The organism is Puniceibacterium confluentis (genome assembly GCF_007923445.1).
GTDB lineage: Bacteria > Pseudomonadota > Alphaproteobacteria > Rhodobacterales > Rhodobacteraceae > Puniceibacterium > Puniceibacterium confluentis.
In genome coordinates, this window is record NZ_VOJI01000002.1 from 321,688 (window position 1) to 334,620 (window position 12,933).

The window sequence follows — 12,933 nt, forward strand, 5'->3', positions numbered from 1 at the left end:
GTTATGCTGCTTTACCCGGCCTTTGCAAACATGTTGACCAGTTGTTTCAACAATGTCGCCTCTCCGAACCCGCCCGATTTGGTGATGACGTTCAGGCCGCTTGCCGGACAGCGTGCGACCGGGACACCGGGCAGAATTTCATCCAGCAGATCCAGATGTCGGATGTCGAGGCCCCGCAGCAGCGCCGCCGCCGTCTCGCCGCCACAGGCAAACAGCGTGGCGGGCATGGCAGCGCGCAATTCCCGCACCAGCTGGTCGGCAAACTGGGCACCGACCTCCACACCTGGCGCCGGTCCCGGACCCGCGGTCAACTGTACGATCTGCACCGCTTGGCGATTCATCGGCGGCACACAGCCATCCGGCGCAGCAGTCACCGGCAGGGACAGGGCCGCAATCTGCGCCAGCGTGATCGGGTCGCGCGACCCGATCGCCATCAGCAGCGGCAACTTGGGTTCGGTATCACAGGGCGCCGCCGGTTGTGCTGCAAAACGGCGGGCCAGGGCCTCGGCCAGGCCGGCGGCGCCGACATAAAGCGGCCCGCTCAGGTCATCAGGCAGCGCTGCGTCAATGTCCGCATCGCGTCGGGCATCGACAATCGCCGCCTCAAGACACAGCAGCGGCGCGACCGGGATCGGCCGCGCCACACCCGCCCCCGTCACCGCGGCGTTGTCGACAAAGCGTCCGAGGCGGGGAATCGCCGGGCAGGCCAGCACCGGACCCGGACGCAGCCTCGCAAGTTCGGCGAGTTCAGAGGCGATGTTGCCCTTGAGGCGGCTGTCGACCTTCTTGAAGACGATGCCGTCGAACGCCGCGATTTCGGCCGCCATGTCGCGGATGATCCCTGCCGCAGCCCCGGGCGTCAGTTCCCGGGTCGAGGTCGCGACCGCAATGATCTGCAGCGACGGATCATCAAGTGCTGCGCCCAGGTGCCGCGGCTCGGTCGCCACGCGCACCCTGAGCCCCCGGACAGCAAAGGCCGCGGCACTGTCCAGAGCACCGGTCAGGTCATCCGCGATGAGCAAAAGCCGCGTCACGCCGCAACCGCCCCGCCGTCCCGAAGACGGCCGCGAAAAGGGATGCGCCTATGCAACCAGATCACCGGCGGCAATCTCTCCGCCCGCGGCGTGCAGGCGGATGTTGGTGGCCCAGTGCCGTGCGACACGGGCAAAGTTGTCGCGGGTGCGGCCGCCGGAATGGGCGGAAAACACCGTGTTGGGCGCGCGGCGCAGCGGCGAGTCGGCCGGCAGCGGCTCCTGGGCAAAGGCGTCCAGACCCGCGGCGCCGATCTGGCCTGTGTGCAGGGCGGCTGCGAGCGCGTCCTCATCCACCAGTTCGCCACGTGCGGTGTTGATCAGCACCGTACCGCGCTGCATCTGGGCGATCCGCGCGGCATTGATCAGGTGCCGTGTCTCCGGCGCGGCCGGCAAATGCAGGCTCAGCACATCGACCGAAGCGATCACCTCGTCCAGGGGCCGCGACCCGTCGGCACCCGATGCACGGTGATGCAGCACGTCACAATCAAATCCCGCCAGACGGGCCGCGACCGCACGCCCGATGGCGCCATAGCCGATCAGCCCGACCCGCGTGCCGGCAAGGTCCCGGCCGGTGTCATAAAGATCCGGTTCGGCCCAGTGACCGGCGCGGATACGGGCATCAGCCACCGGGATCCGCCGCAGGCAGGCCAGCATCAGGCCAATTGTCAGATCCGCGACCGAGGGCGCATTGACCCCCGGACAACGCGCGACGGTTATGCCCCGGGTCCGGGCAGCGGCGACCGGAATGCCGTCGGTTCCGGTGCCCCACTGGTGGATCAGTTTCAGACGGGGGGCGGCATCAAGCAGGCTTTCCTCCATCTTCACGGCACGCACCACGGCATAATCCGCGTCTTCCAGTGCGGCGCGACGATCTGCGATGGTATCAGAAGCGCAGAAGATCAGCTCGAGTCCGGGCGCCAGATCGCGCAGGCGCGGCCTGACGCTGTCATCGAAATGTTCCAGCACTGCGACCCGGGGAAGTCTCTGCGCCTGTGGCATCAGTCGCGGCCCCGCATCAGATCCTGCATCAGTTCGACCTCTTCCCCCGTCAGGTCGGTCAGCGGCGAACGGACCGGACCGGTCGCAATGCCGCGCAGCTTGACACCCGCCTTGATCGCCGAGACGGCATAACCGGTCTTGCGGTCGCGGATCCTGGCAAAGGGATAGTAGAATTCGCGCAGCAGCTGTTCGCAGGTGGCATCGTCGCCCGCGGTAAAGGCGCGGTGGAATGCAAGCGCGGTGCCGGGCACAAAGTTGAACACAGCCGAGGAATAGGTCGGCATTCCCGCCCCGCGATAAGCCTGTGCAAAAAGTTCGTGTGTGGGCATGCCGCCGATATAGCTCAACCGGTCGCCCAGTTTCAGGGTCACCCGGCGCACGGTGTCGATGTCGCCGGTGCCGTCCTTGAACCCGATCAGGTTCGGGCAATCCGCGGCCAGATGCTCCAGAATTTCGGCGCTTACCCGGCTTTGACCCCGGTTATAGACAATCACGGCCATCTTGGTGGACTTGCAGACGGCGCGGATATGCGCCTCGATCCCGTCCTGCGGCGCACCGATCAGGTAGTGCGGCAGCAACAGGATGCCGTCCCCGCCCGCAGCCTCGATCGCCTGCGCCATTTCGCAGGCCATGCGGGTGCCATAGCCACAGCCCGAAATGATCGGCTGGCCCGGTTGCGCCGCCTTGGCGGTGCGCACGACCTCGACCACTTCGGCGGGGGTGAGCGAAAACAGCTCGCCGGTGCCGCCGGCCACAATGAGGCCCGCAACCGGATAATCGGACAGCCATTCGAGGTGTCCAGCAAAGGCGTCGGCCGCAAAGGTGTCGTCATCGTTGAAGGGGGTTACCGGAAAGGACAGCAGGCCAGTGCGGATACGCGCCTGAAGGTCTTGATTGTCGAGCATGGGAATCTCCTGAGGATGTGGGTCTAAAGCGAAGCGCCGCCACAGATGGTGATGGTCTGGCCGGTGATGGCACCGGCATGCGGTGAGAGCAGGAAGGCGGCGGTTTCGGCCACCTCCCGTGGTTGAATCATGCGGCCGATCGGCGGCAATCTTGGTGCCTCGGAGGCGCGGGCCGGATCGCGCAGCATCGGCGTGTCGGTGGCCCCCGGGGCGACGATGTTGACGGTGATGCCGCGCGGTGCAAGCTCCGCGGCAACCGAGCGCACAAGGCCGGTCAGGGCCGATTTCGAGGCCGCGTAAAGCGCGCGGTTGGCGGCACCGTTGGCAACGCGGCTGCCGATCATCACAAAGCGGCTGCCCTGCCCCATGCGCGGTGCAAGGGTGCCGATCAGGCGGGCGGCGGTGTCGACGTGCAGCTGCCACATCCGTGCCCCCTCGGCATGATCAAAGCGTTCCAGAGGACCGACCCGCAAAAGTCCGGCGGCATGTATCACCGCGTCGGGGGGCGGCAGATCCTGCAACGCCGTGGTCAGCGCAGAGGGATCTCCCAGGTCCGCCGCGATATGGCGATACCCGGGGCCGGGGTGTTCCGGCGCCCTGCGGCTGAGACCGGTAACCTGCCAGCCCTGGGCCAGCAGGGTCTGGGTGAGACACAGGCCAATGCCTGAGCTTGCCCCGGTGATCAGGGCGCTGCGGACGGATTTGGGCATCTGCGGTATCTCAGCCTTCAGCCCGGAACAGGCGGTTGTGACGGAGGGACGAATTCAGCGACAGGGCAATGAACCCCGCCCCCAGCAGGCCGGTGATGGCCTCGGGCACATGCACAAGGGTCTGTGCGAACATGATCACGGACAGGATCAGGATCGACCAGAAGGCGCCGTGTTCGAGGTAGCGGAATTCGGCCAGAGTCTTGCGCTCGACCAGCATGATGGTCATCGACCGGACATACATCGCCCCGATGCCCAGGCCGATGGCGATCAGGAACAGGTTCTGCGTCAGCGCAAAGGCTCCGATCACGCCGTCAAAGCTGAACGAGGCATCCAGCACTTCGAGGTAGAGGAATGCCCCCAACCCGCCGCGCGCCACCTGCCCCGGTGCATTTGAGGCGTCCAGCAGGTGACCCAGTATTTCGACGGCCAGGAAGGTCACGATCCCGAAGACGGCCGCGAACAGGAAGGTGCCGACATCCTCGGGGGGCAGGACCATCGCAAAGACCAGCACCAGCAGCAGCACAAAGGCGATCTCGACCCCGCGCACGGCACCGCAATGGCGCATGCCCTTTTCCAGCGACTTGATCCAGTCGATTTCCTTTTCGTCGTCGATGAACCAGCTCAGCGACACCATCATCAGAAAGGCCCCGCCGAAGGCCGCGATCGACAGATGCGCGCCATTGATGATTTCGGCATAGCGCGCGGGATCGGTGGCGGCGAGGCGGATCGCCTCGAGCGGATTGATGTGGGCGGCGATGACCACCACCAGCAGCGGAAAGACGATGCGCATTCCGAACACGGCGATGAGAATGCCCCAGGTCAGGAACCTTCGCCGCCAGACCGGTGACATGGTTTCAAGCTTGTTGGCGTTGACGATGGCGTTGTCGAACGACAGCGAGATTTCCAGCACCGCCAGAATGGTGCCGATCATCAGGAAGCCGAATGCGCCGCTCAGGCTGCCGGAATAGCTCCAGCCCAGCCAGAAGGCGAGGACCAGCCCCAGCCCGGTGACACCGTAGGCCCAACCGAAATATCGCAGCATCTCAGTTCGTTTCCGTTGCCGGCACGTACCCTGCCAGGTCGACCGGGGTCAGCAGCGGCTTGCCACTGAAAAACGCGTCCAGATTGTCGACCAGCAACTGCGCCATGGCATCGCGCGTCTCAACCGTCCCCGAAGCGTGGTGCGGATAGTTCGTGACATTGGGCAAGCGGGTCAGACGCGGATCGGCATCGGGTTCGCTGGCATAGACATCCAGCGCCGCCGCCCCCAGCCGCCCGTCGGACAGCGTTGCGATCAGCGCCTCTTCGTCCACGACCGAGCCGCGCGCCACATTGATCAGCAAGCCCTCGGGACCCAGCGCTTCCATCACCTCGGCGTCGATCAGGTGCCGCGTCCCTTCGCCGCCGGCGACGATGACAATCAGGGCATCGCTGTCGCGGGCAAGCTGGATCAGATCCGCCTGAAAGATCCAGGGAAGATCCTTGGGGCGGCGGTTCCAGTAGCTCACCTGCTGGCCCATGGCGCGGGCGCGCTCGGCGATGGCCTGACCGATGGTGCCCATGCCGACGATGCCCAGTTTTCCACCCTTGAGACTGCGCTGCAACGGGAAGGCCCCGTTGCGGGCCCAATCGCCGCTGCGCACCCAGGCTTCGGCCGGAACAAGGCCGCGACGGGCCGCAAGCAACAGCATGATCGCGGTGTCGGCGACGTCGTCACACAGCGCGGGCGAGGTGTTGGTCAGTGCAATGCCGTGTTCCGCCAGCGCGGCCACGTCAAATCCGTCAAAGCCGGCCGAGGAACACGAGACCAGACCGAGATCCGGCATCAGTTCGACTATCTCCCGCGTCACCGGTGCGTGGCCATTGGTGGCAATTGCGCGGCACCGGGGGGCGAACTCGGCGACAAAGGCAGCCTTGTCATCCGCCAGGTCATGGCGGTGCAGCGTATAGGCAGCCTCGAGCTGTTTCATAGCCTTGGGACGCTGGGGGTACAGCATCAGCACATCGGGTTTGGTCATGTCAGACGGTCTCCTGGGCCAGCCGTGCCTCGCGGCGGCGGGCCTGTATCTGTGGGTCGGGATCCAGCGACGCCGCCAGCAATCCCTGGGTGTAGGCTTCGCGCGGTGCCTCGAAAATCTGGCGGGTCGTGCCCTGTTCTACGATGCGGCCCGCCTGCATCACCACCACCCGGTCGGCGAAATCGCGCACGACCGGCAGATCATGGGCGATGAAGATGTAGCTGAGGCCGAACTCGTCCTTGAGCCGGTCCAGCAGTTCGATCACCTGCGCCTGAACCTGCACATCCAGCGCCGAAACCGCCTCGTCACAGACAATGATGCGCGGTTCCAGTGCAAGGGCGCGGGCAATGGCAATGCGTTGCCGCTGCCCGCCCGAGAACTGGTGCGGGTGGCGGTGCATGTGTTCTGCCGTCAGGCCCACCTGTTCGAGAAGCAGGGCCACCCGGTCGCGCCACTGCGCGCGCGGCAGGATGTCGGGATGGATCTGCCAGGCCTCGGAAATCAGCTGGTAGACGGTCATCCGCGGATTCAGGCTTTGCGTCGGATCCTGAAACACCATCTGGATGTCGCGGCGCATCTTGTACAACTCTTTCGGCGACAGCGTGAACAGGTCGCGTCCCTGATAGATCGCCCGCCCGCCGCTGGCCGCCTCGAGTTGCAGCAACAGCCGCGCGGTGGTGGACTTTCCCGACCCGGATTCACCGACAATCGCCAGCGTCTCGCCCTCGTGCAGCACCAGATCGACGCCCTTCAGCGCCTGGAATGCGGCATAGTTCTTCGACACGTTCTCGAGCCGCAGGACCGGCTCGGTGCCCAGCGGGTTGTCGTGGATCGCACCCTTGCCCGGGGCCGCGCCGATCAGACGTTTGGTATAGGCATGCTGCGGGTTGGCATAGACTTCGGCGGCAGTGCCCTGTTCGACGATTTCGCCCGCGTTCATCACCACAACACGGTCGGCGATTTCGGCAACCACACCGAGATCATGGGTGATGATCAGCAGCGCCATGCCGGTTTCACGCTGCAACTCTTCGAGCAGCGCCAGGATCTGCGCCTGCACGGTGACATCCAGCGCGGTTGTCGGCTCGTCCGCGATCAGCACGTCGGGCCGCAATGCCAGCGCCATCGCAATCATCAGCCGCTGCCGCTGGCCACCGGAGAACTGGTGCGGGTATTTCTGTGCCGCCTGCGCGGGCTCGGGGATGCCGACGCGGTCCAGCAGAGCAATGGTCGCGGTCCGCGCCTCGGCGCGCGCGGTGCCGTGGATCACCATGGTTTCCTCGATCTGCCAGCCGACCTTGTAGACCGGGTTCAGATGGCTGAGCGGATCCTGAAAGATCATCGCGATCTTCTTGCCGTTGATGTGGCGCCGCTCGAGCCGGTCCATCGTCAGCAGATCCTTGCCACGGTAATAGATCTCGCCGCTGGTGATTTCCCCCGGCGGGCAGTCGATCAGGTCCATGACAGCCGAGGCCGAAACCGATTTCCCCGATCCGGATTCCCCAAGAATGGCAAGCACTTCACCCTTGTTGATCGACCAGCTGACGTTTTTCACGGCCTGCACCGGGCCCCGCGCGGTGTGGAAGGTGACGGACAGGTTGCGGACGTCCAGAAGCGGTTCAGACATTCTTGCGGCCTCCCATTTCAAGGCGCCAGCGCTGGGTCGGATCAAGCGCGATCCGCATCCAGTTCGACAGCAGGTTGAGCGACAGGGTCGTGAGGATGATCACGAGGCCGGGCCAGAACGACAGCCACCAGGCGGTGGTCAGGTACGGGCGGCCCTGGGCGACCATCAGCCCCCAGGTCACCTCGGGCGGCTGGATGCCGATGCCCAGGAACGACAGCGAGGATTCGGCCAGCATCACAAAGGCAAAGTCCAGCGTGGCGATGGTGAGGATCGTCGGCAGGATCATCGGCATGATGTGGCGAAAGATGATGCGCGGCGTCGAGGCCCCCATGACCAGTGCGGCCTGCACGAACATCCGCTCGCGCACTTCAAGCACCTCGGCGCGGGTGGTGCGCAGGTACACCGGGATGCGGGTGATCGCCAGGACAAGGATGATGTTCCCGACAGACGGCTCCAGCATGTACAGCACGATCACCGCCAGCAGCAGCGACGGGAAGGACATGATCACATCGGCAAGCCGCGGGATCAGGTCACCGGCACGGCCACGGGAATACCCCGCGCACAGCCCCAGGGCAGATCCGATCAGCATCGACGCCAGCACGGCGCCCGCGGCAATCGCCATGGTGTTCGAGGCGGCCACCACGATGCGCGCCAGCAGCGGCCGACCCAGCTGGTCGCCCCCCAGGATCAGCAGCCAGCCCTTGGCCAGGTCAAAGGGCGGCGCGTTGCGACCGCGCAGGTTCTGACGGCTGGAAACCTGTTCCAGCAGCATCGGACCAAACACCGCGCACAGGACGATGACCAGCAGGAAAACCGCAGCGACTGTCGCAGGTTTGTCCGCCCAAAGCAGCTTCAGGGCTGTCCGCAGGCGCCCGGCTTCGGGTTTGGCGGGTGAGAGGATGCGTTGTTCTGCCATGGTCATTTCAATACCGGATCCGGGGATCGAGCGCGCCATAGGCCAGGTCGATCAGGATGTTCATCAGGAAGATGGCGAAGGCGGTGACCATGATCGAGGCCAGCACCACGGCAAAGTCGCGTTGCAGGATCGAATCGATCATCAGCTTGCCGACGCCGGGAAAGCCGAAGATCGTTTCCACCACCACCGCGCCGTTCAGCATTCCGGCGGCCTGGTCACCGATCACGGTGATGACCGGCAGCATGGCATTGCGCAGGGCGTGGACAAAGATCGTGGCCCGGGGCGCAACGCCCTTGGCGCGGGCGGTTTTGACATAGGCCGAGGACAGCGCGGTGATCATCGACCCGCGCACCACCTGCAGGATGAGTCCGAAAGGGCGGATGAACAGCACCGATACCGGCAGGATCCAGTGCCAGACCGTCCCGGTGCCGGAGGTCGGCAACCAGCCAAAGCCGACGGCAAAGACCACGATGGCGACGATGGCGATCCAGAAATCCGGCGCCGAGGCACCGATAAGGGAAAAGAAGGTCGCGACCCGGTCAAACAGTCCGCCCACCCGGAATGCAGCCAGCGAGCCGAGGACGATGGCGGCGAATGTCACGCCCACCATGGTGATCGCGGCCAGTTGCAGCGTCCATACGAAGGCTTCGGTCACCACTTCCAGGGCGGGGCGCGCCCGACGGATCGAGTCACCGAAATCCAGTTGCACAAGGTCCAGCATGTAATGGCCGAACTGCACGTAGAGTGGATCGTTCAAGCCGTGGATCTGGCGAAAATTCTCGCGGGCCTCGGCCGAGGCATCCACCGGCAGGTACAGATCGGTCGGATCGCCGGTCAGGCGCGACAGGAAGAACACGGCAATGACCAGCAGGACGAGAGAGATGGCGCTGGACACGGCGCGCCTGGCTAGGAATTTCTGCAAGGTGTGGCCCCTTTTCATCAGGTCGGGGCGGCAGAGGATCCGCCGCCCCGGGGAGCGTTACTTGAACTTGATCTGCGACAGTTGCAGTTCCGAGTTGGTGGCGATGGTCGGCGTAAAGTCGAGCCGTTCCGAGACCCGGCTGAAGCCCACCATGTGGAACAGGAACACATCGGCCGACAGGTCATGCGCCTTGGCAAAGGCCTTTTCCCAGGCCGCGCCGCGTCCCTCACCCGCAGTTCCGGTGGCTGCGGCGATGTCAGCGTCGAGCTCGGCGTCGCAGATGCCGGACTGAAGTCCCTCGCAGGCGTACTTGAAGAACATCGAGAACACCGGATCGCCCCGGTTGTTGTCGTGCATGGCCTGAACCATGGCAGGCGTTTCGCCGGCTGCGAACGGCTTGGAGTAGTACTTCACCCACTCGGCCACTTCGACCATCTGCAGCTTGATGTTGAAGCCGCCGTCGGTGAACATCTGCTGCAACGCTTCCATCACTTCGGTCACGTTCGGAAAGTTGCCAAGACGACCCAGCAACAGGATCTCGGTATCGACCGGAACCCCATCCGCGCGGGCTTCTTCCAGCAGCGCCTTGGCGCCTTCGGGGTCATAGGCCGGAACCTCCAGCGCCGCACCGGCACCCAGGGTCGTGGGCACCGTCATGTGGGTTGCGATCTGCGCATCCGCCGGGATCAGCGTGCCGAGGAATGCCTCGCGGTCCACCGCCAGGTTCAGCGCCTGGCGCACCCGGACGTCATTCAAAGGCGCGATGTTGCTGTCGATGCGCAGATAGGTGGTTTCCGAGTTCGGATAGGAAAAGTCGGTCTCCGCATTGGTGGCGTCGTTCTGGCTGATCAGTGGCGAAATATCCGCCTCGCCGGTGGCAACCATTGCCGCGCGCACGGCATCGTCCGAGCGGAACAGGTAGGTGGCCTTGGTCACTGCCGGCTGTTCGCCCCAGTAATCGTCGCGGCGATCCAGAATGATCGACTGGCCGATATTCCATTCCGACAGCACATAGGGACCGGTGCCAACGGGTTCGCGGGTGAATTCGATCGGCGTTTCGGCCGGCACAACTGTCAGGGTCGACAGCAGCAGCGGCAGGATCGGCTGCGCCGGGTCCGAGGTGATGTCGATGGTCAGATCGTCCACCACGGTCGGGGTGATGGTCATGCCGCCAAAATACTTCGCGCCGATTTCACAGGTAAGGTCGGGCGAGAGCGTGCGCTCGACGCTGTGCTTGATGTCGCCTGCATCCAGCGTGCTGCCGTCGGAAAAGGTCACGCCGTCGCGCAGATGGAAGCGCCAGGTGCCACCGCCCACATCTTCCCAGCTTTCGGCCAGACGCGGCATCAGGTTGCCGTTATCCGTGTTCAGCTCGGTCATCGTTTCCGAGATGTTCTGCAAAAGCACGCGGCCGATGTTGGACTGCGATGCCATGCAGGGCTCGACGACCTCAAGCTCTTCGTTGAGCGCGATGATCACGTCGGTTTCCGCGGCAAATGCCGGTGCCGCACAGGCAAGCAGAGCCACCCCGCAAAGCAGGTGAGTTCGGTAATTCATTGGATTTCCTCCCAAATATCATGAGGTGTGTGAGTTTTCCCGGCGGACACCACCCTTGTGCCGGGGTCACTTTGATCCGATGCGTCTCCTGCGTATCGTGTGGATCAAAGATGAGTGTGGTGGTATTTTTGATGCCGATCTACAGCGATTCTACGCTGTTTGATCCAATCTTGGTATCAGTCAGCCCTCCTTGGGTATCACCCGATTGGTAAGACCCGCGACCGGCGGGCGCTGGCCGTCATCACGATGATGGCGACAAAGATGAGCAGCGCGCCGACCCAGGTTTCGACGCGCGGAATTTCGGCGAACACCAGCCATCCGGCCAGCGCCACCAGCGGCAGACGCAGGAAATCGACAGGGGCGATCAACGAGGCATCGGCCAGCTGAAACGCCCGGGTGACACCCAACTGGCTGAAGGTGCCGACAAAGCCCTGCAATGCCAGCAGCCCCCATTGCGCCGCTGTCGGTTGCGTCCAGAACCACCAGGCCGGGATGGCGGCAAGTGGCACGCTCAGGATCAGGTTCCAGGCCACAAGGGTGTCGGCACTGTCCGAACGGCCCATCAGTTTCAGCATCAGCTGGATGGTTGCCGTCAGCGCCGCCGCCAGCAGTGCCAGCATCAGTGCCCCGCCCTGCCCGACCCCCATGGCCGGCCCCAGAATCGTCACCACGCCGACAAATCCCAACCCGAGTCCGGCCAGCCGCAAGGCGCCGGGCCGCTCGGTGAAGAAGGCCCAGGCGCCCAGGGTGACGAACAGCGGCGCGGCAAAGCCGATCGCGGTGACCGTGGCGATCGGGGCCGCCTGCAAAGCCGCGAACATCGCCACGAGCGACCCCAGCTTGAGTGCGGCGCGCAGCACATGGCCAAACCGCGCCTTGGTGCGCAGCATCTGCGGACGGCGCAGGATCAGCGGCAACATCGCCAGAAGACCAAAGCTGACCCGGGTGAATCCCACCACGAAGGGATGGATCTCACCCGCAAGCAGCCGCACGATCACACTGTCCAGCGCCCCACCAAGGGCCACCAGCGCCATGATCGTGACCCCCGCCAACGCCGCGCGTTCCTGCATGCAAACCTCCCCTGGAAGGACCGGAAACCGGCCTTCTCTCCCTGGCTATCTTATATTTTTGTAAACATGTTACAACTTATTATTTATTGCTAAAATTCAACTACTTAATGAATTTTTACCTACACAAGTTCACATTAATTGTGATAACTATACATAAACTGACGAGTCGGCGCCCCGAATCCGGCGCGAAAGAACAGGAGCCTCGCATGGCCGGACATTCGATCGAACTCAACCAGCTGCGGTACTTTGTGGCGGTCGCGGAAGAATTGAATTTCCGCCGTGCGGCGCGGCGGCTCAACATGACGCAGCCGCCGCTGTCGCGCCACATCGCACTGCTCGAGCACACCGTCGGCACGCCGCTGTTCGATAGGACCAAGCGGTCCGTGCGGCTGACCCCTGCCGGCCGTCGCTTGCTGATCGACGCGAGCGATATCCTGACACGGACCGAAAGCGCGGTGCTGTCGGCGCGTGAGGCCGCAAAGGGGCGCGCCGGAATGATCCAGCTCGGCTTCATCCCGTCGGCCTGCGTCGACATCATTCCGCGCATCGCCCGCCGTATCACCATGGAGATGCCCGAGGTCGACCTTCACCTGCGCGAAGTCATGACCTTCGAGGCCACGGAATCGCTGGGGGTCGGCTCGCTCGATCTGGGTATCATCCGGCTGCCGCGTTTCGGCTCCGGCCTGCCGATCGAAAAACTGTGCAGCGAACCCTTTGTGCTGATCGCGCCGCGCGGGCACCCCTTGCTGGCACTGCGCACCGTGGATATCACCGACCTCGATGGCGTTGATTTCATAGGCTACTCGACCGAACGCGGCGGTTTCCTGTTCGACGTGGTGCAGGGTTTTCTCAGCGCGCACGGCGTGGCGCCTCGGATGATCTATCAGGTGGCGCAAAGCCACACGATCATCGCACTGGTCAATTCGGGCTTCGGGGTTTCGATCGTGCCGCGCTCGAACGGTCTGACCGCCATGCCGAACACCATTGTGCGCGACATCGGCCTGCCTCCGGACGAGCTGCACTCGGATTATTACCTCGCGCAACGCCCCAAGGAGCCGGAGCCGCTGCTGCGGGATGTGGTGGCACTGATCCGGAGCGAGCTGAACCCGGACATTCTGCCCGCGCCAAAACCCGCCGGGGGCTGAGGCGCGAGACACTGTGGCCGGGCGGCGGGCGCC

General features: G+C 64.4%; 12 protein-coding genes. 1 reads left to right on the forward strand and 11 read right to left on the reverse strand.

Annotated features, from left to right (window positions below; all coding sequences use genetic code 11):
* Nucleotides 1-11 precede the first annotated feature (11 nt).
* From FOY53_RS04190 to FOY53_RS04240, 11 genes are all read right to left on the reverse strand, one after another.
* On the reverse strand, nt 12-1,034 hold the full coding sequence (locus FOY53_RS04190; protein WP_146586025.1) for a four-carbon acid sugar kinase family protein: 1,023 nt from the start codon (nt 1,032-1,034) through the stop codon (nt 12-14).
* Between the two features lie 48 nt (nt 1,035-1,082).
* Nucleotides 1,083-2,033: a 2-hydroxyacid dehydrogenase gene (locus FOY53_RS04195; RefSeq protein ID WP_146586027.1), complete on the reverse strand. Its 951-nt coding sequence runs from the start codon at nt 2,031-2,033 to the stop codon at nt 1,083-1,085.
* Entirely contained in the window at nt 2,033-2,938 is a 906-nt protein-coding gene (locus tag FOY53_RS04200; protein WP_146586029.1) for a 5-dehydro-4-deoxyglucarate dehydratase, read from the reverse strand. Before FOY53_RS04200 ends, FOY53_RS04195 begins: the two co-directional genes overlap by 1 nt.
* 23 nt (nt 2,939-2,961) lie before the next feature.
* Nucleotides 2,962-3,648: an SDR family NAD(P)-dependent oxidoreductase gene (locus FOY53_RS04205; RefSeq protein ID WP_146586031.1), complete on the reverse strand. Its 687-nt coding sequence runs from the start codon at nt 3,646-3,648 to the stop codon at nt 2,962-2,964.
* A gap of 10 nt (nt 3,649-3,658) precedes the next feature.
* Complete coding sequence (locus FOY53_RS04210; protein WP_146586033.1) at nt 3,659-4,690, reverse strand: DUF475 domain-containing protein; 1,032 nt, start codon at nt 4,688-4,690, stop codon at nt 3,659-3,661.
* 1 nt (nt 4,691) lies between these two features.
* Complete coding sequence (locus FOY53_RS04215) at nt 4,692-5,666, reverse strand: 2-hydroxyacid dehydrogenase (protein WP_146586034.1); 975 nt, start codon at nt 5,664-5,666, stop codon at nt 4,692-4,694.
* 1 nt (nt 5,667) lies between these two features.
* Nucleotides 5,668-7,290, reverse strand: coding sequence for an ABC transporter ATP-binding protein (locus FOY53_RS04220; RefSeq protein ID WP_146586035.1), 1,623 nt, complete (start codon nt 7,288-7,290; stop codon nt 5,668-5,670).
* Nucleotides 7,283-8,206 (reverse strand): ABC transporter permease, encoded by a 924-nt coding sequence (locus FOY53_RS04225; protein ID WP_246107276.1) that lies wholly within the window; start codon nt 8,204-8,206, stop codon nt 7,283-7,285. Before FOY53_RS04225 ends, FOY53_RS04220 begins: the two co-directional genes overlap by 8 nt.
* 7 nt (nt 8,207-8,213) lie before the next feature.
* Complete coding sequence (locus FOY53_RS04230; RefSeq protein ID WP_281289547.1) at nt 8,214-9,146, reverse strand: ABC transporter permease; 933 nt, start codon at nt 9,144-9,146, stop codon at nt 8,214-8,216.
* Nucleotides 9,147-9,185: 39 nt separating this feature from the next.
* A complete protein-coding gene (locus FOY53_RS04235; RefSeq protein ID WP_146586040.1) occupies nt 9,186-10,685 on the reverse strand; it encodes an ABC transporter substrate-binding protein in 1,500 nt (499 codons plus the stop codon).
* A 197-nt stretch (nt 10,686-10,882) separates the two neighbouring features.
* Nucleotides 10,883-11,755: a DMT family transporter gene (locus FOY53_RS04240; RefSeq protein WP_146586042.1), complete on the reverse strand. Its 873-nt coding sequence runs from the start codon at nt 11,753-11,755 to the stop codon at nt 10,883-10,885.
* Between the two features lie 206 nt (nt 11,756-11,961).
* On the opposite strand from FOY53_RS04240, the gene FOY53_RS04245 reads away from it, so the two are divergent.
* Complete coding sequence (locus tag FOY53_RS04245; RefSeq protein ID WP_186766502.1) at nt 11,962-12,900, forward strand: LysR family transcriptional regulator; 939 nt, start codon at nt 11,962-11,964, stop codon at nt 12,898-12,900.
* Nucleotides 12,901-12,933 lie beyond the last annotated feature (33 nt).

Coding starts and splice junctions, on each gene's coding strand:
- FOY53_RS04195 (WP_146586027.1), bottom strand. CDS start 2,033: ATGCCACAGGCGCAGAGACTTCCCCGGGTCGCAGTGCTGGAACATTTC.
- FOY53_RS04200 (WP_146586029.1), bottom strand. CDS start 2,938: ATGCTCGACAATCAAGACCTTCAGGCGCGTATCCGCACTGGCCTGCTG.
- FOY53_RS04205 (WP_146586031.1), bottom strand. CDS start 3,648: ATGCCCAAATCCGTCCGCAGCGCCCTGATCACCGGGGCAAGCTCAGGC.
- FOY53_RS04210 (WP_146586033.1), bottom strand. CDS start 4,690: ATGCTGCGATATTTCGGTTGGGCCTACGGTGTCACCGGGCTGGGGCTG.
- FOY53_RS04215 (WP_146586034.1), bottom strand. CDS start 5,666: ATGACCAAACCCGATGTGCTGATGCTGTACCCCCAGCGTCCCAAGGCT.
- FOY53_RS04220 (WP_146586035.1), bottom strand. CDS start 7,290: ATGTCTGAACCGCTTCTGGACGTCCGCAACCTGTCCGTCACCTTCCAC.
- FOY53_RS04225 (WP_246107276.1), bottom strand. CDS start 8,206: ATGGCAGAACAACGCATCCTCTCACCCGCCAAACCCGAAGCCGGGCGC.
- FOY53_RS04230 (WP_281289547.1), bottom strand. CDS start 9,146: ATGAAAAGGGGCCACACCTTGCAGAAATTCCTAGCCAGGCGCGCCGTG.
- FOY53_RS04235 (WP_146586040.1), bottom strand. CDS start 10,685: ATGAATTACCGAACTCACCTGCTTTGCGGGGTGGCTCTGCTTGCCTGT.
- FOY53_RS04240 (WP_146586042.1), bottom strand. CDS start 11,755: ATGCAGGAACGCGCGGCGTTGGCGGGGGTCACGATCATGGCGCTGGTG.
- FOY53_RS04245 (WP_186766502.1), top strand. CDS start 11,962: ATGGCCGGACATTCGATCGAACTCAACCAGCTGCGGTACTTTGTGGCG.